The sequence below is a fragment of the Shewanella sediminis HAW-EB3 genome (genome assembly GCF_000018025.1).
Taxonomy (GTDB): Bacteria; Pseudomonadota; Gammaproteobacteria; order Enterobacterales; family Shewanellaceae; genus Shewanella; species Shewanella sediminis.
The window spans coordinates 2,383,559-2,408,173 of the sequence record NC_009831.1 but is presented as its reverse complement, the minus strand read 5'-3'; the positions used below and the strand labels follow the sequence as shown (position 1 = coordinate 2,408,173).

Sequence of the window (24,615 nt, the reverse complement as noted above, 5' to 3'; positions counted from 1 at the left end):
ACAATTTACTTGATGATGATTTTTATACCAAGCGGCATTAACCGGTTGGCATAGATAAAAAATATGTGAATGCTCATTCCATTCAACAAACTCAGGTTAACTTTGTTGCTTCGAATGATGTCCCGCGCGTCCGGCACTTGGCGCCGTACTCCACTTGGGCTGCCTGATTTTTCGCTTCTCATGGATCGGCGTCAAGGGAGACTCAAGTTTTCTGGCAACGATAAGATATAAACTGCCGGACCCTGGCAACCATGCCTTTAAAGCATGTTGCCATATACTATCCTGATTAATATCACTTAACATATGGTGATATAACAAACGCTCATCACCAACGACCCGGTACCCTAACAATCCAAGCCAGTCTTTTACCCTCGAAGGCATAAAAAAGCGGCCACACCAGGGCAACGCCTCTTGCTGTTTCGGCAATATCTTACCAATAAAAGCGGGACTAAGCGGGTTAAAACCTATGATAAAGAGGTAGCCCCCCGATATCAAAACCCGGTCCGTTTCGCGCAGTAATTTATAGGGATCCGGCTCAAACTCGAGCAGCATATTCATAACCACCGCATCGATCACCCCGTTTTGAATCGGCAATTCGCTAAAATCTGCTCTAAGCGCTGCACCTTCACCATCAAAAAGAGAAAAGCGCCTGCCAATGGGAAGCCCCGGCATATCAAGCTCTGCACTCAAGGCCCCCAGACTCAACATATGGTAACCGAAGACCTTAGGCCACCAGGGAGCCAGCTCTTTTTCAATATGTCGCTTAATGGTATCGCCGTTAGGCAATTGGGACCATTGCTCGGGCAGCTGTGGCCTGGGATTAACTGACAATGTTAACTCCTGTGGATCACTCAAATAGCAACTTGATGAGATGATCTTGAAAAATACTAAGTAAATACAAGTAAAACAATATTAAAGATAAAACTATTAAAGCGTTAAAGCGCTATACAAGCAATAGCATTGCTAAGTAAACTGACCACAGTACAATTTTTGTTTGAATCGGGATCTAAGAATGCAAGACGCGCAATCGCTAGTACCACAATCCAGCTCTGATAGCATAACCGTTACGCCAATATCCGCGTTTGATGATAATTATATCTGGGTCATCTCCCAAGCATCACACTCTTTTGTTTATGTCGTCGATCCGGGTGATGCTGAGGTGGTAATAAGTCATCTGGAAGAGCACAAACAGGTCTTGGCAGGTGTATTAATCACTCACCATCATGAGGACCATACCGGAGGTCTTGAAAGACTCATCGAGTACACAGATCATGAATTTGATATTTTTGGCCCGAAAAATGAAAATATCGCCCATGTAACGACGCCTATATCAACCCAAACAGAGGTCACACTGTCAAAACTAACCTCGAAGGCAAAGATTATCTCTGTCCCGGGGCACACCTTAGGCCATATAGCCTATCTGATAGAAAGCCACCTATTTTGCGGTGACACGCTCTTCAGCGGAGGCTGCGGTCGAATATTTGAAGGAACGGCTGAGCAGATGCACCACTCACTGCAAGCATTTGCCAAACTGCCCCTCAATACTCAGGTCTATTGCGCTCATGAATACACACTTTCAAACCTTAAGTTTGCCCTCGCAGTCGACACGGAAAATGAGGCCTTGGCGGCTCATAATACAGACTGTATCGCACAACGAGAGCTAGGAAAGCCAACCCTCCCATCAAGTATTGGGCAGGAGCTTAGTATCAACCCTTTCCTACGCTGTCATACTCAGGCGATCCAGCGCTCAGTTTCCAACCATTTCGAGGTTAATCACTCAGATAATGTCACCGTTTTCGGGCTTCTCAGACAATGGAAGGACAATTTCTAAAAAATAAATTAGAATGATGCGCTAAATAAGTCCCCGTTTTATCAAGTTTTCAAAAAAACAGAGGGACAGAATTAAGGAATGTTTTTTAATGCGCATACAAACTATTGTAATTGCAGGGAGTCTCTCCCTGCTTTCGGCCTGTCAGTCACTTGACACCCCGGCTCCCGAAGCCGCTCAAAGCCAAAACATCAACCCGATCACAACTCCAATCACGAGCAAGAACTCAGAAACCTCTCCAAAAGTTGAAGTTGTCGAGATCACAGATGTCTGGGAACGAATTCGTCTTGGATTAGCGCTACCGGTTCCCGAGCACAAATTAGTGAAGCAATACCGGGAATGGTATATCAAGCACCCTCAACATCTTGCCAGAGTGTCTGAGCGGGCCACACCATTTCTCTACCTGATTGTCGAAGAGATAGAAAAACGCGATCTCCCCATCGAGCTGGCACTGCTACCCATAGTCGAAAGTGCATTCGATCCTTTTGCCTATTCCCATGGTGCAGCCTCAGGTTTGTGGCAATTTACCTCCCCGATGGCGAAGCATTTTGGTCTGCAGATGAACTGGTGGTATGACGGTCGCAGGGATGTTCCGGCCGCAACGGTGGCTGCATTGGATATGCTCGAATATCTGTATAAGAAAACCCATGGAAACTGGCTCTACGCCATTGCAGCCTACAACACCGGCGAAGGCCGTGTCAGAAACGCTGTTAAAAGAAACAAGAAAAATGGCAAGCCGACCGATTTTTGGTCACTGGATCTGCCAACGGAAACAGAGCGATACGTACCACAGCTTCTTGCCTTAGCCGATGTTATTCAAAACGCCGAGAAATATGGCATTAAGCTAAGTCCGATTGATAATGAACCTATTATTGAAGTCGTCAATGTAAAGGGTCAGATAGATTTAGCCTTGGCTGCTGGCTTTGCCAATATGACAACCTCAGAATTACATAAGCTCAACCCCGGATACAACCGCTGGTCTACGGCACCGGAAGGGCCACATAATTTAGTTCTACCGGTTGACAGAGTATTAGGATTCAACCTTGCTTTGGCTGATACAGACGCCGAAGAGAGACTAAACTGGGAACGTTATCAGATAAAATCCGGAGATAGCCTGGGGCTTATCGCTAAACGATATCGAACCACTCCCTCTGCACTGCGCGCCGTTAACGATATCAAGGGAAATACCATTATCGCCGGCAAGCACCTGTTGATCCCCGTGGCAGCTAAGAACCCTGAGCAATATGCCCTCTCTTTAGGGCAGAGACAGATCTCAAAGCAAAATGTTAAACGTGGCAGCCAAAAGATCACCTATCGAGTCCGCTCCGGTGACTCTCTGTGGAAAATAGCCAAAGCCCATAAGGTTAAGGTATCTCAACTCGCCAGCTGGAACAGCATGGCACCTAAAGATCAACTAAAAATAGGGAAAAAGCTGGCAATCTGGACCGGAAACAATAAGCAGAGTTCATCCTCTATTACACGTAAGGTCAATTACACCGTACGTTCCGGAGATTCCCTCGCTCGTATTGCTTCAAAATTTAAAGTCAGAATCAACGATCTCGTGCGTTGGAACTCACTCGAAAAGAGCAAATATATTCAACCGGGACAAAAGTTGAAGTTATATGTTGATGTCACCAACGTCCGGGCCTAAATCTTCATAAGCATGACCCTGTTTCAACTCTACAGGGTATCTGCACCTCTATGACTGCAGCGCAAGCCGTTGCAGTCATATCATATATGATTCAATCATCGCGACCTCCATCACAAGATTAAAAAAACATCTGAAATGTATCTTATAAGTTGCTGATAATCACAGTTTTAGCAAGTTAAATGTCCAATAATTCTCACCAATTAAAACTCGAGTCAACATAGATACCGATATTATGGACAATCAGAATCAACCACAACCAAACGAAGTAACCTACCCTGACAGTTACAAAATTCTATCGACAACGGATCTTAATAGTCATATCACTCACGTGAACAGTGACTTCATACAGACATGTGGTTATGAGAAGTCTGAGCTGATTGGTAAACCTCACAACATCATCAGACATCCGGATATGCCCAAGGCGGCGTTTAAGGATCTATGGCAAACGGTTCAAGGCGGTAGCTCCTGGATGGGGCTGGTCAAGAATCGCTGCAAAGATGGCCGGTATTATTGGGTCAATGCTTTCGTCACACCGATAAAGCACCAAGGCAAGATAACCGAGTATCAGTCAGTCAGGACCAAACCGGAACCAGAGCTGAAGGCAAGAGCCCAATCCTGTTATGAGCGTATCAACGCAGGAAAAACAGTGACTCCCAAGAATCGCCTCTCCATCATTCCAGCCTTAGGTCTGAGTTGGGCGATCTCATGTTTGATGTTCTATCTGACCACAATTTCGACTATGCCAGTTTCCCTGGTCTTAATTGCCCTTGGTTTAATCAGCTTTTTACTCCCTTTGAATCGATTAAACCAACGACTTAGCCATCTGATGAGCATGAGTAAAAAGGTTCATGATAGCGCTCTGAATCAGGTTATCTATACAGGCTACCAAGATGAGTTATCCCATCTTGAATTGAGTCTGAGAATGCAGAAAGCAGAGTGTCTTGCAATACTGGGGCGCGTCAAAGACAGCGGTGAAGAGCTTCAGGAGAGCATGGAGGAGCAAGATCAACAGACTCAATCCAATCAAACCCAATTAGTTGAACAATCATCGAACCTTGAACAGGTCGTCGTGGCCATTGGTCAGATGAATGAGGCAGTTAATGAGATAGCCCATAACACGACCAGCTCAGCCGATGAGATATCTACCTTGGTAGAAAAGATCCAAATGACACAATCGGCACTAGAGACAAGCCAGAAAACGACCTCAGAGATCACCGGCCTGTTAACTGAGTCCCAACAGTCAATCTCGGATCTCGAATTACAGTGCGTGAAAGTAAAATCGGTATTGGAGGTCATTGATAGTCTGGCCCAGCAGACAAACCTTCTGGCACTCAATGCGGCAATCGAAGCCGCTCGCGCCGGTGAAGCCGGACGTGGTTTTGCCGTGGTTGCCGATGAGGTTCGAAGCCTGGCTAACCACTCGCAAACATCGGCCCAGGAGATCCAGTCCATCATAGATACATTAAGCGATACAACGGCTCAGGCTGTCAGCCAGATGCAACAGAGCCACCAGTTGACATCAAAAAGTGTTCAATCGGATCAAATGTTATCTGACAGCCTACAATCTGTTAGTGAGGCACTGCACCAGATGGAAGCCAACGGAGAGCAAATTGCCGTTGCAGCTGAAGAGCAATCAACCGTGATTAATCAAGTCTACGTCAGTGCGATGGAGCTTGAATCCGGCACTAATACTTTCAGACAAAATTGTGAGCATGCAGCCAGCACCAGTCAGGAAGTTACAGCTCAAAGTAGCAGACAGCTGGAGTTGGTAAAACAGTTTGATAGCTAATACCAATTGCATCAAATAATTAACCAATTCAGAGCCCCTCAGGATTTTCAATTCAAGGCGCACTGATGAGGACAAGATAGGAAAAAAAATAGCCAGTGTCCACAAAGACACTGGCTATTTTGTACTTAGATTCTCTTTCACACTTTAATTCAATACTCAGACACCATTAATGGATATAGGGGTCGAGAGAGATAGTGACATCAGACATAGCCACCTGCTTGGACTCAGTCGCATGCCCCACATATTTTGCGACCAGCGAATAGCCTCGGCCTTTGAGGTTACTAAGCACACTTTCAGGCACGGTAAATTGTACTTTAACCACTTGACCCGATGCAATCGAGGTGTCTCTCAGGGCTTGAGTAAACATCATATCGTCTGACCAAGCCCAGACTTTTTCACCTTGTGGATCCACTATCTGCAGATCGGCTGTCATCCCCGAGCGGTATTGAATGAGCACGCCATAAGCTTGATTGTTGGTGATCGACAACAAGACACTCAAACCATTATCTGGTGTCACTTGCAGCTCACCCGTTAGCAAGCCTGTTTGTACCGCATCTTTTGGCTCAATCTGCTTTGGGATCAATTTGTCATCTCGCAACGCCAGATTTGACGGTACCTCTACCACACTTGCATTCACCTTTTCGGCTACGTCTTTCTCTGCGATGGCTTTCTCGGCGACAGCGTTCTTATTCGCCCCCTGAGAGCAGGCTGTTAACATGACCCCCCCAAGGGATAAGAGTAATAACTTGTTCATTAAAATCCACCCAGTTTCTTTAAGAGACTATCTTTTAATTTATCTTTTACCTTTTCAGTCTCCTGCTTCAACTTAGCATCGAACAGGGCTGCGGTATCCAGAGCGAACTTTGGCTCAGAGAATGTGCCAGAGATAGCAAATGGAATTTCGACGCCATGTAACGCCTCCCGTTCTCCTCCGCCTTGTCCCTCGAGGGAGCCGACTACCGAGGTGATCAGAGAGTAATCTAATGCCTCTGTGACAATATTGGCGGTTCCGGCACCAGAGAGTCGAATTAATGGGGAGGCCATGAGTAGATCAGGGTTAGAAGCAACACCATTAACAAGCGTAAATGATCCGGTTAAACTGGTAAAATCGGTTTTTTTCTCGACGCTAGCGGTTGAAGAGAGATCACCACTCAACTTGGCTTGCGCATCCCTGAGCATCTGAGGGATATTGACTCCATATAACGCGCCATCTGAAACTTCAAACTGACCTTTTGCGGCAAGATTTTTTTTCATATTAGCCGTTATTAAGCTTCGCCCTTTTCCTTTCACTGTAAAGTTTGCAGTGCCGGCCAATAGATCGATCTCTGCAGCATCTTTCAACAGTTCACGGATCTGAACCTTTTCTACCGATTTCTCAAAACTGTAACTCGGAACAGATTTTCGAGCGTCGACTTGCGCCGTGACAGACAGCTTACCTTTGTAAAGATTAGCACTAAGCTTACTCAGGTTTAATACGCCATCTTTTAATGCGAGGTTCATCACCCACTTGCTGGTGAGCATATTGGCGACCTTTATCGACTCTGCGGTCACACCCAGTTTGAAGTTAACTAACTTCATTGCCGACAGATCCGGTTCTTGAGCCGATGTTGCTTGCGTCTGTTTATCATCTGACTGACTCGGTGCATCGCTGGGAGGCATAAATTTATCTAAATCAATCTCACCGAAGCTCAATTGGCCGTCAATATTGGGCACCTTACCACCGTAGGCAACGCTAACCTCTCCTTTCGCCTCTATTTGATCGGCAATGAACTCCTCTAAAGAGAGTTTTAATCGTTTTTTATCTAATGCTATCGATACCTGAGTAAGTAGACTGATATCTAGCTTTTTATTCGGTATGCCTTCTCCTGCAACAGAGTTGAGGATCTTGAGATCTTTTAACTCAATCGCCTGCATGGAAGCGTCTACCTTAATCAGGCCTTCACCATGGCTTGATAGGGTCATATCCGGAAGCTCTGCATTAAACTGATATTCCAGTGGTGCGAACTCCCCTAATGCAAATTGACCTAAGGTTAACTTTTCCAGATTGAAGAGCTGCTCTGTCCCGGTCTTTTCATCCAGCATCCGGATTTGGGTATTAGTGATGGCAACACCACCGATATTCAAGCCAGCCAAACCTTTACCTGATTGAGAACTCGGTTCAGCAGCAGGCTTGCCTGCACTCTTGCTCCCCTCAAGACCATCGAAGCTGGTTTGACCATCGATACGCGTTTCCAGGTTCACCGTCAGTCCATCGACATTCAGCTGAGCAATTTCAACTTGCTTGCTGAACAAAGGCATCAGAGCGACCTCTGCCACAATTTCATTCACTTCCAACATGGAGCTGGTATCGAAGCCCGATGGGTTTGACAGAGAAACCTTGGAGAGTTTTATGCCAATCGATGGAAAGAATGTCCATGACAACTTATCTGCGACCACAAGGTCGCGCCCCGTATTCTCTTTTACGGCGTCAACAAGCTGAGGTTTAAAATCATTGGGATCAAACACCAGCGTCAAGTAGGCCGCCAATGAGATGATGAGAATAAAAAATACAACAAAAAACCATTTCAATATTTTCATAACAGGTTCCATCTGAATTTTTGAATAAGTTTATAACAAGAAAGAGAGATCTAATGCCTTAGGGGCGATTGCGATACCATTTTCATCCGAATATAGCATCATACCAGGCTCAATTATAACGCTGTCCATCTCGAGTGAAATATTGACCTCTCCCTGATCGAGCTTAACCGTCTTAATCGGGTTTGCACCAAGAGCCTTAATACCAAGGTCCATCTTCTTAAGCGCGCCCACATCCCTGACACAACCATTGATGACAACGCCTTCCCAGCCATTATCCACAGCACTTAAGGTGATTAAATCACCTAGGAGCGCCCTGTCCATGGAGGCATCACCATCGACAACGAGCACTTTCCCCTTCCCCTCCGTTGCCAGTATCTGCTTCACTTTGGAATTATCTTCAAAGCACTTAATCGTGACGACTTCGCCCCAGAATATCTCTCTCTTTCCATACTGTTTAAATTTAGCGGATAAAAGCGAAAGTTCACCAGCAAAGTGATCAAATAAATCGGGTAACAGGTCATTCATAGGGAGCTCCGGAGGATAATGAAAGTTCAGATTACCCGCTACATAAACGTCGAACAAGATGAAGCTATTATTTTTACTTGTTTTTCTTCGGCCTGATACAAAAAAACCAGGCTATAAGCCTGGCTCTCATCACTCACGATATTGTTGAATCTTTACATGGCTAAATCTTAAAACTTGATACTAAGCTGTTCAGCTCTGTTGAACCGTCCTGTATCTGTTGACTCGAATTGCCGATCTGGACACTCTTCTCTTGATTCTCTAACGAGATATCATTAATTCGAGTCACATTCATATTTAACTCTGCAATAACGGCACTCTGCTCCTCTGTCGCGGCTGCAATTTGAATATTCATGTCTGAAATCTGACGAATAGATGACTTAATGGTCTCCAGTGCATCCACCACTTGACCCGTTTCCTGAACCGTCTCACTGGAACGGAGCTTAGCCTTCTCAACAGACTGATTAACACTCACGATCGAATGTTTGATCGCATCGATGATGCCATTAATTTCCTGCGTAGACTCCTGTGTACGACTTGCCAACGTCCTCACCTCATCGGCAACCACGGCAAAACCACGGCCCGCTTCACCGGCGCGGGCCGCTTCAATGGCGGCATTCAGTGCAAGCAGGTTAGTTTGCTCCGCTATACCCACGATAACATCAAGAATTTGGCCTATTTTTCCTGAGCTCACTTGCAAGCCTTGCGCAACTTCCGATGTGGTTTCCAGCTCAACCGAAAGCTCATTAATCTTAACCATCGCACTACCAACGACACTCGTCGTCCTATCCGCTTCTGAATCCGCACTTCCGGCACTGTCTGCGGCAAGCTGTGCATTAGAAGCAACTTCTGATGCTGCCATGGACATCTCATTTATCGCGGTTGCGACACTTTCCGTCTCAGACTGCATATTATTGGTGACTTCATTTGCTTCCAAAGAGATGGCAGCCAGACCAGTGGCCAGCTCCTGACTATGGGAAACTGAAGCCAATACCGACTGCACAACGGCCTGAATTTTTACGATAAAGATATTGAAATTACTGGCTACCTCTTTGAGCTCATCACTGCCGGACTCTTCCAATCGCAGGGTTAAATCGCCTTCACCTTTAGCAATATTCTCAAATGCTGAAATTGTCTGCTGCATGGGCCTCGATATGCTTTGAATTATGATAAACAGAATAAAGATAACGGGTAACCAAACCAGCCCCCCGACAAATAGATACTGCCAGGCAAAAGCCGCTTCTTGTGTTTTAATATCATCCACGTACATCCCCGTACCGACAATCCATCCCCAAGGTTTAAAGCGCTTCACCACACTCATCTTAGGACTCGGGTCTGTGGCATTAGGTCGATTCCACATATATTCGATAAGCGCATACTCCTTACGCTCTGTACCTGACACCATCAATTCAAATAACTTGACCCCGTTAGGGTCTTTTATCCCCAATACATTGGTACCAATCAGCTTTTTAGCAAAAGCATGCTGAATCATCACCCCATTGGTATCTATGGTCCAATAATACTCCTTGCCCGCATATCTCAATTCATTCAGAGCTAAAATGGCACCTTGCTTAGCCTCCTCTTCAGTCATTTCGCCAGCTTGAGCACTTTGGTAATAACGAAATATCACTTTCTCACCAACATCGGCCAATGAGGACAACTTAGCCTCTTTCTCAGCCACTAACAGGTTTTCAATACTTATAAGGGCAAAGAGAAACATAAAAATGGTCGCAACGATAGATAACCCCAACATAATAAAGAGGCGAGTTGAAATTTTTACCTTTCGAAACAAACGATTAATACTGTCCATTGTCATTCCCTAAGCATTGATGAAATTGACCCTACTTATAACCTTCGAAGATAAAACCGGGTTTGTCAAAGATTTCCAACCATTAACAGGGGGAACTTTCTGAGACGTACATCACAAAACCCAACGGTGGCCAGCATAATTTGAATATAGCCTGCTACAAGGCCAAACTTTTTGGAGTCCTGTGCACTTACATGTTCAATCTGAGCTTCAACCAGGAGAGAGATTGAGATAACTTGGCAGATATTCTCAGCCTCAGCAGCAAGAGAAAACAGATAACGAGTATATAAATGCTGGGTTCTATCACTTCAGATTTAACTGACCAGTAGAAATGAACTGGCACTAATAGCGCTAAGAGGTATACCAGGTTATGCAGTTGCTGCCAGCGCTTACCCATTTTGCGTTTCAGTGATTTCAGCGAGGTGATTGAAAGCGCAATCAAGATGAGATAACAGATCATCCCCACCACAATATAAGGACGCTTAACCACCTCTTGCAGAAACAGTGACCACTCGAACAAGAGGTCCAGGCTGACAAATGCCATGACATGCAGCGAAGCATAGGCAAACACATATAAACCCAACATTCTGCGGGTTTGAATGAGTATCCCCTGTTTAAGCTTACGCGCCAGAGGCGACACCATTAACAAGGCAACCAAGGTATTTAACGCACCTATCCCGGTATAGTGAATGATGTACTGAACAGGGTCGCCACCCGCCCCATTCGTCATAACAAGAAAAATCAGATATCCAATCGGAAAAATAGCGATAAGGTGAATCACTGTCTTTAACCAAAAAAGATGTTTTGTCGTCAACCGCATTCACAACTCCAAATTAGAAATCACTCTTAAGATCCATGCCCTTATAGAGGTCAGCCACCTGTTCGCCATAACCATTGAAAGCTTGTGTCTTAATTCTCTTTGCTGAAAACAGCCCTCCTTCACCGATCCGCCGCTCCGTTGCCTGAGACCAGCGAGGATGATCCACTTGTGGATTCACGTTGGCATAGAAGCCATATTCATTCGAGGCTAACTGATTCCAGCTCGTCGGTGGCTGCCTGTCCGTGACTCGAATTCGCACAATGGATTTAATACTCTTAAAACCATACTTCCATGGAACGACCAGGCGGATGGGCGCTCCATTTTGTGGCGGTAACGTTTTCCCGTATAGGCCAACAGACAAAAATGACAGGTCATTCATCGCCTCGGCCATGGTGAGGCCTTCGACATAGGGGTAATGGATCCCTCCCCCCATCAATCTGCTTTTTTGACCCGGCATCTGCTCAGGTTCGAACAGGGTCTCAAAAGCGACATGGGTGGCTTTATTCTTCACTCCCGCCTTATTAAGTAAAGCCGCCAGCGGAAAACCAATCCAAGGGATCACCATGGACCAGGCTTCTACACATCTAAGCAGATGAGTCCGTTCTTCCAATGCAAATAGCTTCATCAGGTCGTCATAATCCAGTGTCAGAGGATTATCGACTAACCCATCTACGACTAACTTCCACGGCTCGACATTGAAGCCTTGTGCATTTTCAGCAGGATCAGATTTGGCAGTGCCAAACTCATAGAAATTATTATGTGTAATTACCTTGCTCTCGGGTGTTAATACACCGTTTAGCACAGAATCATATTGCGTATTTTTGCTGTGGGGTAAATCTGAACGTAAGAACTGAGGCTTATCTTTTTTATCACCAAACAGATCAAAAATACCGGCATTGGCATTCGACGACAATAATGCACCGGCACCGACAAACCCCATCTGCTTTAAGATGCGCCTACGATCATTAAACACCTGTTCGGGTGTGACATCACAATCTTTAAACTTGTCCCACGATGGTCTCTTATGAAAATGCATTCAACCCCCTTCTATTCTTCTTCCAACATAAGACCGTGATGAAACGTGATCTATTTCACGTCGAGTCACATTAGCTATGTGAGCAATGGCAACGGAGTTCCCGGTAGCCATATATATGCTACAGGGCAAAGATGATATCCACATAAATTTTCCTACCTCTACGTCTTTCCTGAATAGCTGAGACGAAAATGCTCAATAATCGATTAAGAGTTATTCATTTACCTCTAAGGCACTTGAAGATAGTGACTCTGCATGAGAATCTATGACTTTCCTTTGACTCCTATAACTATGGCCCTTCTCCTTATGCCTATCGATATCGCACTTTCTCTACCCGAAATATTAGTCTTGGCAGCCGTCTCTTTTCTGGCAATTTTAATCGGGGCGCTTCTGAATCAGAAACTCACTCGCCATAGATGGCAGAGTGTAAGAGAAGAATTGGTCGTTCAACATCAGCAAGCGATGGAGAAGATACAGGAGTCGCTAAAAAGCAGTGACACTTTGCTGGCCGACAAAGATCAGCAACTCGATCAATTTCAATTCAAATTAGAACAAAACCTGGCCGCATTTGGAAAGGCACAGGCCGAGGCGGGTCGTCTCCCCAAATTAGAGACTCAATTTAGCGAGTGCCAGCGAAAGCTGATGGAAACTCAGTTAGCACTATCAAAATCCAATGCGATGCAACAGACACTGACCGTTAAATTTACGGCAGAACAGGAAGCGATGCAGGATAGAGTTACCGTCTTACAAGATGCCGAACTCCGACTTAAAACCCAATTTGAAAACTTAGCCAACAAAATATTCGAAGAACGAAGCGAAAAACTTCAGCATCAAAATACTCATCAACTCGACAGTATTCTCGCGCCTTTTAAGCAGCAGCTGGAAGGGTTCAGAAAACAAGTTCATGAGTCCTACACTAACGAGCAATCTCAACGCAGTGCATTCAACCATCAACTGGAATCGCTTAAAACACTCAATCTGCAGATGAGCCAGGACGCTGTAAATCTGACCAATGCACTTAAAGGTGATAATAAACAACAGGGTAATTGGGGAGAGGTGATTCTAGACCGAGTCTTACAGGAGAGTGGATTGCGAGAGGGACATGAATATGACACTCAAAGCGATCTTAAAAATGATGATGGCAAACGCTTTAAGCCAGATGTTATCGTGCATCTGCCCGAAAACAAAGATGTGGTCATAGATGCGAAAATGTCACTGGTGGCTTATGAACGTTACTTCAATAGTGATGATGACAATGTTCGGGCTCAAGCCCTGAAAGATCATGTCCTTTCGTTGAGAGGACATATTAAAGGTCTGAGTCAGAAGGATTACCAAAAACTCCATGGATTAACCAGTCTGGATTACGTGTTAATGTTCATTCCGCTCGAGCCTGCGTTCCTGCTGGCTCTCGAGCATGACCCAAGTCTGGTCAACTATGCCTTGGAACAAAATATTATGTTAGTGAGCCCGACAAACCTGCTCGTGGCATTAAGGACAATTAATAATATCTGGCGTTATGAATATCAAAATCAAAATGCGCAACAGATCGCCAAACAGGCCGGGAAAATTTACGATAAACTGTGTGGATATATCGACGATATGGACAAGTTAGGCCGGGCACTGGAGGGAGCGGAGAAAACCTATGCCAGCGCCATGAGTAAACTCTCCAGCGGAAAAGGAAACTTGATCAAACAGGCGCACCAGATGCAGCAGTTAGGGGTAGATACGAGTAAGAAACTCGATCCCCGCCTGCTCGATAGGGCTCTCGCCGACTACCACATAGATGAAAAAAAGTTAAATTGATCCGGATCAGCCGAGTGAGTCAACCCTTGGCATTCAAGCGCTTTACAGGGATGTAAAACCAATTCTATCTGGAAGGAAGACTCAAAATGCATAAGTGGTTAATCGGCATTTTAACAAACAGATCGCTCGCTATTGTCACGACCTTAATGGCAATAACGGCCATTACTGTCACCTGGTCGGCTCATTCAAGCGACTATACTCCCGAACAGCAGAGATACTTAGACGCGCGTAAAGCGCTAGATAACAACAAGAGCAAGAGCTATAAACGATTGCGGTCTCAGTTAGACGACTACCCCTTAGCCGTCTATCTCGACTTTCATGCCAATATCAATAGCATTTTGACCCACAAGGGCGAAAAAGCACTGAAGGAACTCGCTCAATTTGAGGCGACCCCTCTGTACAACACGGCTAGATTTCGTTACCTGAAACGAGCGGGCTCCCGAAAACAGTGGCAAGATTTTTTAGTTATCAGTCCAAGCAGGCCAAACAACATCGCCCTTCAGTGCTACTTCTATCGTGCGCAACTCATCCAAGGCAATGAGGAAATGGCATTTAAAGGAGCCCAAGCACTCTGGTTATACGGAAAATCTCGCCCAGATGAGTGCGATCCCCTGTTTAAGGCATGGGAGAAGGCCGGCTATCGCTCACAAGAGTTAATCTGGTCACGCATGTTACTCAGCTTCAATGCCAACCAATACTCTCTACTGAAGTACCTGTCGAAGAAGGTCACAACACATAAGACAGAGGCGAAGAAGCTGCTTACGGTTTATAAAGATCCCAGAAGTTTAAGACATACCAAAAAATATAAAGGTTCTGCCAAGATATATGCCGATATCGTCGATTCAGGCTTAAGAAAGCTAGCCAGAAAAGACCTTAACCAAGCCGTAAAGCTCTATGTTACCTACCAAAAAGCGGATAGATTCAGTGACTATCAGGGGCGAAAACTCAGCCGTTACCTGATTAAGCGAGCGATTATCAAACAGGAGGACAAACTCAAAGGCTTTGTCGATTCGATGCTTCCCCTGCTGGACAGTGATGATCTAATCGAAGCCAGATTGAGATGGGCGTTACGTGAAAATGATTTTGTGTCGGTCAATACCTTCTTACCCCAGCTCAGTGATCAAAAAAGCGCTAATCCCAGATGGTTGTATTGGCAATCTAGAATCGATAGATCGGACAACAACACAGATCCCACTAAGTTAACTCACCTGAGTCAGCTTCGTAATTTTTATGGTTTTACCGCAGCCAACGAGCTAAAGGCTAACTTCACCTTAGAACACCAAGACACGGTGAGTGACGGGACATTAAGAGAAAAGCTCCACAATGATCTAGGATTAAGCCGTGTCATTGAACTGCTTGCTATCGATAAAATCATCGATGCCAGATCTGAATGGATACAAATGTTAAACCGTCACGGCAAAGCGATGCAAAAAGAGTACGCAACGCTGGCACTGGAAAACCAGTGGCATGACCTTGGCGTGCAGGCCAGCATTCAGGGCAAACTCTGGAACGACATGACACTAAGGTTCCCCTACGCCGCCGATACAGCCTTTATCAGAGCGAGCAAGAAGCAAAAAGTTAGCATAGATGAACTGAGATCCATAGCCCGAAGAGAGAGTGCGTTTTATCCCTATGCAACCTCAGGCGTCGGCGCCCGAGGTCTGATGCAATTGATGCCAGCGACGGCAAAAGAGACTGCCAGAAAAGAGGGGGTCAAGTACAAAGGCCGACGTAGCCTGTATCAGGCGGAGACGAACATTCGTCTGGGCAGCGCCTATTATGCCGGCTTACTCAAACAGTTTAACAATAATCGGGTACTGGCGACCGCCGCGTACAACGCCGGGCCTCACAGGGTCAAGCGTTGGCTAAAGCAGACAGAAGGTAAGCTGGATGTCATGACTTTTATCGAATCGATACCTTTTACTGAAACCCGGGAGTATGTGCAAGCTGTGCTCAGTTATCGCGTGATCTATCAAGTCAAACAGGGGAAATCACCTGAACTGTTTTCGGCTCAGGAGTTAAATTTCAAATACTAATACCGATTGGTATGGCCTCAGAGCGGGAGTCGCTTCACTCATAGTCGGTGAAAAGATCACTGGCTGTTGTCGATTGTTTAACCGAACGATGCTCTATATATGTAAAGGTTTTAGACTCATCGGCCATAATATGAATAATTACTATTTAGATTAAGTTATTTCGATTTTGGCACTACCACTGTTACTAAATGTCGCGATAAATTTTCTATCATTTACATTGCTTAACTGCACAATACTTTGCTATCAAAGAGAATGAACATTATTAACAAGGTGTGTCAGAACCAACATATATAAAAATACATAACTGTTATACCTTTTGCGCCGTAGCTTACCAATAAGGTTTCATTTCGTGTTGAAGTTTATAGTCGTGTGTATCTGTTGTCTTATCTCTTGTCTTATTACCGGTTGTTCATTTTGGGGTAGTAAACAAGAGTCCGGCGAGTTGTATTACCGGATTAATGAAGCCTATGATTTTGAAGTGACTCATTGTGATAGTTTTGCTATATCCAGAGGCAAGGGAACAGGCGAATTTGCATTAAGAGAAGCGAAAAATCAAGCGATGAAAAATGGCGAAGAAATAGGTGGTAGTCATATAGTATGGTTACACGTTGATAAAAGTGAAGAAACAAAAGTCGTAGCAGTTATTTACAAGTGCAAGCAATAATATCTTATGTTTTTATTAATGGGTTGGCTAATTTTGTCTGAAATCCATAACTCCCCCCCTCCCTTAAAACGACCCATTCTATAAATAATCAGCTTTGAATGTTCCGTTGACTTGTTCAGTTAGTTTTGTAGATAACTATAGAATAGTTGATAACTATCGGATCGTGAACTAAGGGGGGGACTTTTTATTTAGCGAATAACCAGCGTTAACCCTGCGTTTACCCTCATCTCTTTTATGATGTATGCATTAATATCAAAGAGGTGTGTTCATATGGTCCTTCGAAGTCTTCAAAACAGACCACTGAAGTTATCAAGTTTATGTCGAATGTCTGTGATAGGGCTTGTCGTATCGGGGTTACTTGGCTGTAGCACAACCAGTAGACCCTCATTTGATCAATTAGCTCAGGATGCAAAGACAAATTATCAGACTTGGAGTGAGGTGCAGCAAGATGCTTTACTGGCGAATGAGATCACCGAGCTTGTTGCAATACCTGAGCTAACTCAACTCGTAAGTCATGCTTTGAGCCAAAATCCAGGGCTGCAGCAAACTGCAATTGCGGTGAAAATTGCTTATCAGCAGCAAGGGTTGACAAATAGCGCTAGATTACCCCAAGTTTCCGCTGGCTTAACGAGTGAGAATAGTGAAGATAACGAGATCAGTTACAAATCTGATGTCACCGTAAGTTGGGAGTTAGATCTATGGCAAAAGCTCAGTGATGAAGTGAGCGCCGCAGAGATGGATTTAGCCGCATCCTCGGTAAACTATCAGGCTGCAAAAGATCTGCTTGCTGCAAATGTGATGCGCAGTTGGCTTAAAATAAACTTGCAGCAGCAGATAATACAAATTGAAGAACAGCGCTTAGAGAGCCAAGAAGCAAACGAGCTATTTATTCTAGAGCGTTATCGTTCAGGGCTTGGCGATTTAGAAGGATTAGATACAGCCAGAACTAATAGCGAGACAACACGTTCAACATTGGAGAGTTTCCGAGAAGATTTAACGAGAGAGCGACGTACCTTGGCGTTACAGCTTGGGTATAATGCGAACAATAAACTTATTCCTATTTCTGCTAGTTACCCTGAGGTTATTCAACCCTTAGCAAGTTTACCTGAGCAAGATTTGGGGCGACGTCCCGATTTACAAGCAGCCTACTTTACAATTTTAGCCCAGCAGTATCGTACCGATATAGCCTACAAATCCTTACTACCATCAATAAGTTTGACAGGTTCTTTGACTGAAATTGCTAGCAATCCAAGTGATGCCCTTTTCGGTGGAAGTGCATGGAAACTACTGAGTTCAATAACTGCGCCGCTGTTTCAAGGCGGTAAATTAAGAGTCGATATTGAAATTGCCAAGCTAACCACCGAAAAAGATTACTGGGCATATCAAGAAACCTTACTAACAGCTGTGAATGAAGTTGATAACGCCTTGAGCAATGAGAACTCAATCAAGCGTCAGCAGCAACATCTAGAGAATGCTTTCGATAGTGCAAAACGAAGTTCAGCAAATTACCAAGTTAAATATCGTCAGGGGTTAGTGAATATTCTCGATCTTCTCAGTGTACAACAACAAGCTTTTGATATTCAGACTCAGCTTGTTACCGCCCAATATAACCGTCTAGCGAACCGAATTGATTTAGGCCTGGCACTAGGCCTTGGAGTGTCTTCATGAAACTAAATAAACTGACTTTGATTATCACTGTAATATCTGCAATAAGTATTTTTGGCGCAATAGCCTATAACGGAGAAAAATCCGAACAAGCGTTAGAAGCAGAACGTAGTGTGGTATCAACCGTTACCGTAGCCGCACCAGAGGTGGCAATAGTTAATGTAGAGCCCAAAAGCTACCTTGCGAGTGTGACGGGTCACGGTGAAGCTTTGCCGAGATATCAATTGGCTTTAAGTAGCGAAGTGAGTGGGCGGGTTGATAAACTCAATGGTAATTTCGTGACAGGTCAACAGGTCAAACAGGGGGATACATTAGCTTATATAAATGACACTCTGTATTTAGAAGCCGTTGCTAATGCCAAGCTCTCAGTTGCTGATGCCAAGTTAGCTTTACTTGAAGAAGAGCGACAAGTTGTCCAAGCAAAATTAGAGTGGCAACGCTCTGGTGTTACGGGTGAACCTGCATCGCCTTTAGTGTTGCGATCGCCGCAACTTGATGCAGCAAAAGCCAAGCTCGATAAGGCAATGAGTGAACTGAAAGTCGCAAAGCAAAATTTAAGTAAAACAAAGATTCTTGCTCCTTTTGATGCTCTAATTGTTAGTACAGAAATTCAGCCTGGTAGCTATGTACAGGCAGGAACACAATTAGCAGAGTTATACAGTACCGATCGTATTGAAGTAACAGTTCCATTGTCAGAATATCAGTGGCAAAACCTACCTCCGGTAAGCACCTTGGGAGATAAATCTTGGCCAGTCACACTGACTGACTCTAATGGCCTAAAGCACTGGCAAGGCTTTGTCGGTAGAGTAGAAAATCACTTTGATAATACGAGTCGTCAACGTGCACTTGTTGTCATCGTCGAACGTCCATTAGCACTTGCTACACCGCTATTGCCTGGCACCTTTGTTGAAGCGCTTATTCAAGGAAGAAGCCTGAGCAATATGTGGCAGTTACCTGCATCTGCGGTATCTCAGTCGAGTGATATCTGGATTGTTAATGCCGAGAATAAACTCAACAGTCATAAAGCCAACAAGGTATTCGAGAAGGGTGAGTGGATCTATTTACAACCACTGCTCTCACAGTCATCGGCAAATGTCGTCGTAAGACCGCTGAATAGTTATGTATCAGGCACTTTTGTGACACCCAAAACTGAGATACTTATTGGTAGTAGTCTTTATTCTCAAGATATAGAAGCACTTGAAGAGATTGCTCAAAGTCATAGTGAGGTGAGCAGATAATGGCACATAAATCTCAACTAGCAGCACAGCAACCGGGAAACAATCCCTTAGAAGGAGTGATCACTTGGTTTGCTCAAAACCCAGTAGCTGCAAACTTACTACTGATTTCAATTTTAGCATTAGGTTTGTTTTCTCTTACATCACTCAGAAAAGAAGCCTTCCCTAGCATTGAGCCTAACAAGGTGACGGTGTCGGTCAACTATGACAGCGGAGATGCTAAACAAGCTGAAGAAGGTATCGCGATAAAAATTGAAGATGCGCTAGAAACCGTATCGGGTATTAAGCGTATCACCTCTAAATCCAATGCCTATGGTTCGACTGTCACCATTGAAAAAAAGACGGGCTATCCGCTGGATGACTTACTGAACGATGTCAAAACCAATGTTGATGCCATTTATAATTTCCCTCTAGCTGCAGAGAACCCTGTTATCGATAAAGCAAGGAAAAAAGATCATGCATTGTGGGTGCAGTTTTATGGTGATGCCGGTAGGACCACGTTTCAGCAATTAGCAGAAAAGCTAAAAAATGAATTGTTAGCACAATCTGAAATAACAGATTTAGAGATAAAAGCCAAGGTCAATCCTATGATTTCGGTCGAAGTCGATGAGATCAAGTTACAAGCTTACGGATTAACCTTATCTGATGTCACTGACGCTATTAATGCCGAATCTTTAACTCCAGTTAGCACTAGTTTACGTAATAAGAATAAGACAGTACGACTAAAAGCATCCGCACAGGCTTATCGACAGCTTGAATTTAGCCAGTTGCCGTTGATTACGACAACAGACGGCACCTTGATTACATTAGGTGACGTCGCATTGGTACAAGATACCTTTGAAGATGTTACCTATAGTTTGTCCCGGTATAATCAGCAACCAGGTATGGCGATTGAAATCGTTATGGGTGAGCAGGGGGATTTGATTAAAGCCGTTGAACAGGCAAGCGATGTCGTAAAAAAATGGCAAACAAATGGTGCATTACCGGAAGGAGTATTTCTAGAGACGTGGAGTGATGAGAGTATACTGATTAAAGATCGTTTAGCATTGCTTGCTGACAATGCATTATCCGGTGTGGCTCTGGTCTTTATCGTCCTTGCACTATTTTTGAATATCCGCGTTGCCTTCTGGGTCGCTGCCGGAATACCGTTTGTTTTCTTCGGTACACTGTATTTTATGACTGATAGCTTTATGGCGCTGAGCATTAATGAGTTAACCACCTTTGGTTTTATTATGGCGCTCGGTATCGTTGTTGATGATGCAGTGGTTGTTGGCGAGAGTATTTATACAACCCGGAGAGAGGCAGAGGATTCACTTGGTAGTACCGTCAAAGGTACCATGAAAGTTGCTATTCCGACGTTATTTGGCGTACTGACGACGGTTGCAGCATTTGCCTGTTTATCTAATGTAGCAGGTGATTTAGGCCAAATTTTTTCGCAGTTTGCAGCAGTGGTCACTATCTGCTTACTATTGTCTATGGTGGAGTCAAAGCTGATTCTACCTTGCCATTTAGCTCATGTTAATACCCATAAAAGCCCCCCTAAAGGTATTTTGGGATCATGGAGCCGTATTCAACATGGTGCAGATGCGGGTCTTGAATGGTTTAATAAGAAAGTGTATCGCAACATGATTGAGTGGGCACTTAAACTTCGATATGCCATCATATTTGGTTTTATTACTGTGTTTATACTCGTTATTGGTATGCCAATGAACGGCACTGTTCGTACTTCGTTCTTCCCAGAAATTGCAGGTGGTACGGTTACTTCCAATTTGGTTATGCAAAATGATGCTAGCTTTGGTCAAACTGATGCAAATTTAAGAACCATAGAAGCGGCCGCTATTCACGCTGACTTACTGTTACGTGAAAACAAGGGCGTAGAAGAGACTCAAATTGGTAGTTTACAGCTTATTGCTGATGCTGATAGCACTGGTAAAATTACTGTCGAGCTTATTGACAGTCCAGCATACAGCGCCGTCGAGTTTAAAAATGAATGGACACGTATGAGTGGAGAACTCGAGGGTGTTAAGAAGGTTAATTTTTTAGCCTATAAGCATATGGTTGATAACTTTAAAGTCGAGTTGAAAGCTGGAGACTATGCAACAGTTAAACAAGCCGGCGACCAACTTTTAGCTCGATTGAAAGCGATGCCTGCTGTCAGTGGTATTGATCATAATTTGAGTCCAGGACAACCTCAATTTCGCTTTACGGTGACAGAGCAAGGCCGAGCTTTAGGTATGAACAGTGCGAGTTTGTCCAAGCAAGTGTTAGAGTCTTTCGGCGGCGACATTGTTCAACGCTATCAACGTAATACCGATGAGGTAAAGGTAAGGGTTCGCTATCCGGAGCGAAAGCGCCAAACCTTAGCAGATATTATGCAAGCGCGTGTACGCACACCAGCGGGTACCTTGGTGCCTTTGAGCGTGGTGGCAAATATTACGAGTGAGTATCAACAAGATGAAATCACACGTATTAATAGCTTAAGAGCGGTATATATCACTGCCGCATTAGATAAAAACCAAATCTCGCCAAGTGAGTTGGTTGCGCAGCTCGAAGCGACTCTAGTACCAGAGCTTGAGAAGCAATTTAGTGACCTAAATATCTATTTTGCCGGGGAGGCTGAGCAAAAGGCTGATACCATGGCGTCTATGGCCGAGATGTTTATGTTGGCCTTGCTCATTATATACGTGCTACTAGCGGTACCATTGAAATCCTATACTCAACCCATACTTATTATGCTTGCGATTCCTTTTGGTATTGTTGGTGCAATATTAGGCCACTGGTGGAATGATCTTACGATTAGTATTTTGTCTCTATTCGGTATATTGGCATTAAGTGGTGTAGTGGTAAATGACAGTTTGCTATTGGTTTCTAGGTTTAATGAATTAATAAAACAAAAATCGTTATCGCTGCATGATGCAATTGTAGAAGCTTGCACTAGTCGCCTACGAGCCGTGTTCTTAACCTCACTGACAACATTCGTGGGATTATCACCTATTTTGGCTGAAACCTCTTTGCAGGCACAGTTTCTTATCCCCGCAGCGGCTTCGCTGGGTTACGGGATCGTATTTGCTACTGTAATTACTTTGGTATTGATTCCTGCATTACTCTTTATTCAAGTTGAAGTTGGTGTATTGTTAAGTACATTAAAGGTTAACTTATTTAAAACGAGAAAATTGGTGACTAAATGCTAAATTTATTACTTGTTGAAGACGACATAGATCTAGCGACTGCTGTAATCGAATACCTTGAGATGGAATCAATACAATGTGATAGTGCCTACAATGGTTTAACAGGCATGAATCTTATCGAGAATAATGACTATCAAGTCATTATTCTCGACCTCAACCTTCCTAAAATGGATGGGCTTGAAGTTTGTAAGAAGATGCGAGAGCTGGGAGATGACACACCAGTACTCATGCTAACAGCAAGAGATAGCCTTAATGATAAAGTCGCAGGTTTTAATGCTGGTACCGATGACTATTTGGTTAAACCTTTTGCAATGGAAGAGTTAATTGTAAGAATCAAAGCGCTGTCTTTACGCAGAAGCGGTCAAATAAATAACCTTAGCGTTGGTGATCTTACCGTCGATTTAGTGAGAAAAATTGCAGTTCGAGGAGGACGAGAGCTTAAACTTTCTCCCTCAAGTTTTAAATTATTAGAGATACTTATGAGGCAAAGTCCAATGCCCGTCTCAAGAGAACATTTGATGCAAGGTCTTTGGGGTGACGATCAGCCAGACTCTAATAGTTTAAAGGTGCATATCTACAAATTAAGGAAAGAATTAGAGACAAATGCTGACACGCCACTTTTACATACAGTTACAGGACATGGTTTTTCAATTAGAGAATCGTTATGAAAATTAAACCGAGTATAAAGGTCTCATTCCTTATCACCATGTTGTTACTGGGTGCAGGGGTTTCAACCATGTATTCGGGTCTTATGTTTCACTATTTTATTAAGGGGCTTAACGTTGCTACTCAGGACATCATGAAGCAGATAGGTAATATCAGAACAATACCAGACAAGCAACCCGTAGCGGGACAATTTTATGTTTCCGAGTTCTGGAATGATGTACCTGAACATATAAAAATAAAATTCGACTCCATTCCTACTATTGAAGAAGGATTAGCTGTCGAAGCAGAAAAGACTCTAACTGGCTATCCAACTGCGATATTTTTTTTAATGCAAGTTAAGAATAATTATGGTGATAAGAGGTTTGTTTATAGAGTCGTCTATAATACAGACCCTATGGTAAAAGAAATGGAAAATATTCATATTGACAGTATCAATATTATCCTCATGATATTTGTTTCCACTATATTTATTTTTTATTTGTTTACTCTATTCATTTTTAGGCGGATATCCAGACCAGTAGAAAAACTAGGTAACTGGGCTCAGTCTCTTAATGAGAAAAGCCTTGATGAGCCTCAGCCAACTTTTGAATACAAAGAGCTAAATCAGCTAGCTGAACTGATCCATAAAAGTCTGAATTCAGTCAAAGAAGTCCTTAACCGAGAACATGATTTTCTCCGATATGCCAGCCATGAGTTACGTACACCCATTGCTGTTATGAGAACAAACATTGAGCTGCTGACTAAAATGAATCGGGTCGAAGGGGCCAGTGACAAGCAGGTTACCGTATTAAAGCGAATAGATCGGGCTAGCATGACCATAGGACATTTAACTGAGGTGTTACTATGGTTAGGTCGAGATGATAGCTCTGAGCTAGATACTCAAGACCTTGATTTAGATAAACTTGTCAGCGAAATATCAGCTGAGCTAAAGTATTTACTTAACGGCAAACCTGTCAACGTACTACTGACAACCGAAGCAAAGCGGCTTAAATTACCTACAACCGTTTGCCGTATTGTCTTAGCTAACTTAATTAGAAATGCTTATCAACATACACAAAGTGGCATTGTTGATATTAGGCAAATTGGTGATCAGATTATTATTGAGAATACCAGTGATGAGGATGAAACTAACTCGGTGCAAGGTGAATTAGGTTTTGGTCTTGGTTTGCAACTGACTCAAAAGCTGATAAAGAAATTTGGCTGGCAGTATTCATCTCAGACCACTCAAGATGAAAGAAACCATGTATCAGTTGTCATTTTTTCATAATATTTCGGCTCTGTTGTGGCATTGTTGCTTAAATCGAATACAGGTCGCAACAAGCCTTCCCCTA

Annotated in this window: 18 protein-coding genes; 11 read left to right on the top strand and 7 right to left on the bottom strand. The window is 43.8% G+C overall.

The features are described 5' to 3' along the window. Nucleotides 1-96: 96 nt before the first annotated feature. On the bottom strand, nucleotides 97-831 hold the full coding sequence (locus tag SSED_RS10330; RefSeq protein ID WP_012142334.1) for a class I SAM-dependent methyltransferase: 735 nt from the start codon (nucleotides 829-831) through the stop codon (nucleotides 97-99). A gap of 181 nt (nucleotides 832-1,012) precedes the next feature. Between SSED_RS10330 and gloB the strand changes: the two genes are divergently transcribed. The 3 genes from gloB (at nucleotide 1,013) to SSED_RS10315 (ending at nucleotide 5,268) form a co-directional block, all read left to right on the top strand. Continuing rightward, nucleotides 1,013-1,831 carry a hydroxyacylglutathione hydrolase gene (gene gloB / locus SSED_RS10325; protein WP_012142333.1) on the top strand — a complete coding sequence of 273 codons (819 nt, stop codon included), beginning with the start codon at nucleotides 1,013-1,015 and terminating at the stop codon, nucleotides 1,829-1,831. Between the two features lie 88 nt (nucleotides 1,832-1,919). Then, nucleotides 1,920-3,479 carry a LysM peptidoglycan-binding domain-containing protein gene (locus SSED_RS10320; protein WP_012142332.1) on the top strand — a complete coding sequence of 520 codons (1,560 nt, stop codon included), beginning with the start codon at nucleotides 1,920-1,922 and terminating at the stop codon, nucleotides 3,477-3,479. Between the two features lie 232 nt (nucleotides 3,480-3,711). Beyond that, complete coding sequence (locus tag SSED_RS10315; protein ID WP_012142331.1) at nucleotides 3,712-5,268, top strand: methyl-accepting chemotaxis protein; 1,557 nt, start codon at nucleotides 3,712-3,714, stop codon at nucleotides 5,266-5,268. 166 nt (nucleotides 5,269-5,434) lie between these two features. On the opposite strand, the gene SSED_RS10310 is transcribed toward SSED_RS10315, so the two are convergent. The 6 genes from SSED_RS10310 to msrP form a co-directional block, all read right to left on the bottom strand. Beyond that, nucleotides 5,435-6,022: a BsuPI-related putative proteinase inhibitor gene (locus tag SSED_RS10310; protein ID WP_012142330.1), complete on the bottom strand. Its 588-nt coding sequence runs from the start codon at nucleotides 6,020-6,022 to the stop codon at nucleotides 5,435-5,437. Next, a complete protein-coding gene (locus SSED_RS10305) occupies nucleotides 6,022-7,845 on the bottom strand; it encodes an AsmA family protein (RefSeq protein WP_041421636.1) in 1,824 nt (607 codons plus the stop codon). Before SSED_RS10305 ends, SSED_RS10310 begins: the two co-directional genes overlap by 1 nt. Before the next feature lie 30 nt (nucleotides 7,846-7,875). Then, nucleotides 7,876-8,370, bottom strand: a complete 495-nt coding sequence (locus tag SSED_RS10300) for a putative 4-hydroxy-4-methyl-2-oxoglutarate aldolase (protein ID WP_012142328.1) — start codon at nucleotides 8,368-8,370, stop codon at nucleotides 7,876-7,878. Between the two features lie 160 nt (nucleotides 8,371-8,530). After that, a complete protein-coding gene (locus SSED_RS10295) occupies nucleotides 8,531-10,177 on the bottom strand; it encodes a methyl-accepting chemotaxis protein (protein WP_012142327.1) in 1,647 nt (548 codons plus the stop codon). A gap of 187 nt (nucleotides 10,178-10,364) precedes the next feature. Continuing rightward, nucleotides 10,365-10,994: a protein-methionine-sulfoxide reductase heme-binding subunit MsrQ gene (gene msrQ, locus SSED_RS10290; RefSeq protein WP_012142326.1), complete on the bottom strand. Its 630-nt coding sequence runs from the start codon at nucleotides 10,992-10,994 to the stop codon at nucleotides 10,365-10,367. 13 nt (nucleotides 10,995-11,007) lie between these two features. Beyond that, complete coding sequence (gene msrP, locus SSED_RS10285; protein ID WP_012142325.1) at nucleotides 11,008-12,030, bottom strand: protein-methionine-sulfoxide reductase catalytic subunit MsrP; 1,023 nt, start codon at nucleotides 12,028-12,030, stop codon at nucleotides 11,008-11,010. A 303-nt stretch (nucleotides 12,031-12,333) separates the two neighbouring features. Here msrP and rmuC point away from each other — a divergent pair, with 303 nt between their 5' ends. The 8 genes from rmuC (at nucleotide 12,334) to SSED_RS10245 (ending at nucleotide 24,551) form a co-directional block, all read left to right on the top strand. Continuing rightward, on the top strand, nucleotides 12,334-13,830 hold the full coding sequence (rmuC, locus tag SSED_RS10280; protein WP_041422094.1) for a DNA recombination protein RmuC: 1,497 nt from the start codon (nucleotides 12,334-12,336) through the stop codon (nucleotides 13,828-13,830). An 86-nt stretch (nucleotides 13,831-13,916) separates the two neighbouring features. Beyond that, on the top strand, nucleotides 13,917-15,866 hold the full coding sequence (locus tag SSED_RS10275; protein WP_012142323.1) for a transglycosylase SLT domain-containing protein: 1,950 nt from the start codon (nucleotides 13,917-13,919) through the stop codon (nucleotides 15,864-15,866). A 349-nt stretch (nucleotides 15,867-16,215) separates the two neighbouring features. Further along, nucleotides 16,216-16,530, top strand: a complete 315-nt coding sequence (locus SSED_RS10270) for a hypothetical protein (RefSeq protein ID WP_012142322.1) — start codon at nucleotides 16,216-16,218, stop codon at nucleotides 16,528-16,530. Between the two features lie 270 nt (nucleotides 16,531-16,800). Next, nucleotides 16,801-18,198, top strand: coding sequence for a TolC family protein (locus SSED_RS10265; protein ID WP_012142321.1), 1,398 nt, complete (start codon nucleotides 16,801-16,803; stop codon nucleotides 18,196-18,198). Further along, nucleotides 18,195-19,433 (top strand): efflux RND transporter periplasmic adaptor subunit, encoded by a 1,239-nt coding sequence (locus tag SSED_RS10260; protein ID WP_012142320.1) that lies wholly within the window; start codon nucleotides 18,195-18,197, stop codon nucleotides 19,431-19,433. The genes SSED_RS10265 and SSED_RS10260 overlap by 4 nt, the downstream gene beginning before the upstream one ends. Continuing rightward, on the top strand, nucleotides 19,433-22,621 hold the full coding sequence (locus SSED_RS10255) for an efflux RND transporter permease subunit (RefSeq protein ID WP_012142319.1): 3,189 nt from the start codon (nucleotides 19,433-19,435) through the stop codon (nucleotides 22,619-22,621). The genes SSED_RS10260 and SSED_RS10255 overlap by 1 nt, the downstream gene beginning before the upstream one ends. Next, the gene (locus SSED_RS10250) at nucleotides 22,615-23,286 is read left to right on the top strand and encodes a response regulator transcription factor (RefSeq protein ID WP_012142318.1); all 672 of its coding nucleotides are present in this window, start codon (nucleotides 22,615-22,617) and stop codon (nucleotides 23,284-23,286) included. The genes SSED_RS10255 and SSED_RS10250 overlap by 7 nt, the downstream gene beginning before the upstream one ends. Continuing rightward, on the top strand, nucleotides 23,283-24,551 hold the full coding sequence (locus SSED_RS10245; RefSeq protein WP_012142317.1) for a sensor histidine kinase: 1,269 nt from the start codon (nucleotides 23,283-23,285) through the stop codon (nucleotides 24,549-24,551). The genes SSED_RS10250 and SSED_RS10245 overlap by 4 nt, the downstream gene beginning before the upstream one ends. The last annotated feature ends 64 nt before the right edge of the window (nucleotides 24,552-24,615 follow it).

Coding starts and splice junctions, on each gene's coding strand:
- gloB (WP_012142333.1), top strand. CDS start 1,013: ATGCAAGACGCGCAATCGCTAGTACCACAATCCAGCTCTGATAGCATA.
- SSED_RS10320 (WP_012142332.1), top strand. CDS start 1,920: ATGCGCATACAAACTATTGTAATTGCAGGGAGTCTCTCCCTGCTTTCG.
- SSED_RS10315 (WP_012142331.1), top strand. CDS start 3,712: ATGGACAATCAGAATCAACCACAACCAAACGAAGTAACCTACCCTGAC.
- SSED_RS10310 (WP_012142330.1), bottom strand. CDS start 6,022: ATGAACAAGTTATTACTCTTATCCCTTGGGGGGGTCATGTTAACAGCC.
- SSED_RS10305 (WP_041421636.1), bottom strand. CDS start 7,845: ATGAAAATATTGAAATGGTTTTTTGTTGTATTTTTTATTCTCATCATC.
- SSED_RS10300 (WP_012142328.1), bottom strand. CDS start 8,370: ATGAATGACCTGTTACCCGATTTATTTGATCACTTTGCTGGTGAACTT.
- SSED_RS10295 (WP_012142327.1), bottom strand. CDS start 10,177: ATGGACAGTATTAATCGTTTGTTTCGAAAGGTAAAAATTTCAACTCGC.
- msrQ (WP_012142326.1), bottom strand. CDS start 10,994: ATGCGGTTGACGACAAAACATCTTTTTTGGTTAAAGACAGTGATTCAC.
- msrP (WP_012142325.1), bottom strand. CDS start 12,030: ATGCATTTTCATAAGAGACCATCGTGGGACAAGTTTAAAGATTGTGAT.
- rmuC (WP_041422094.1), top strand. CDS start 12,334: ATGCCTATCGATATCGCACTTTCTCTACCCGAAATATTAGTCTTGGCA.
- SSED_RS10275 (WP_012142323.1), top strand. CDS start 13,917: ATGCATAAGTGGTTAATCGGCATTTTAACAAACAGATCGCTCGCTATT.
- SSED_RS10265 (WP_012142321.1), top strand. CDS start 16,801: ATGGTCCTTCGAAGTCTTCAAAACAGACCACTGAAGTTATCAAGTTTA.
- SSED_RS10260 (WP_012142320.1), top strand. CDS start 18,195: ATGAAACTAAATAAACTGACTTTGATTATCACTGTAATATCTGCAATA.
- SSED_RS10255 (WP_012142319.1), top strand. CDS start 19,433: ATGGCACATAAATCTCAACTAGCAGCACAGCAACCGGGAAACAATCCC.
- SSED_RS10250 (WP_012142318.1), top strand. CDS start 22,615: ATGCTAAATTTATTACTTGTTGAAGACGACATAGATCTAGCGACTGCT.
- SSED_RS10245 (WP_012142317.1), top strand. CDS start 23,283: ATGAAAATTAAACCGAGTATAAAGGTCTCATTCCTTATCACCATGTTG.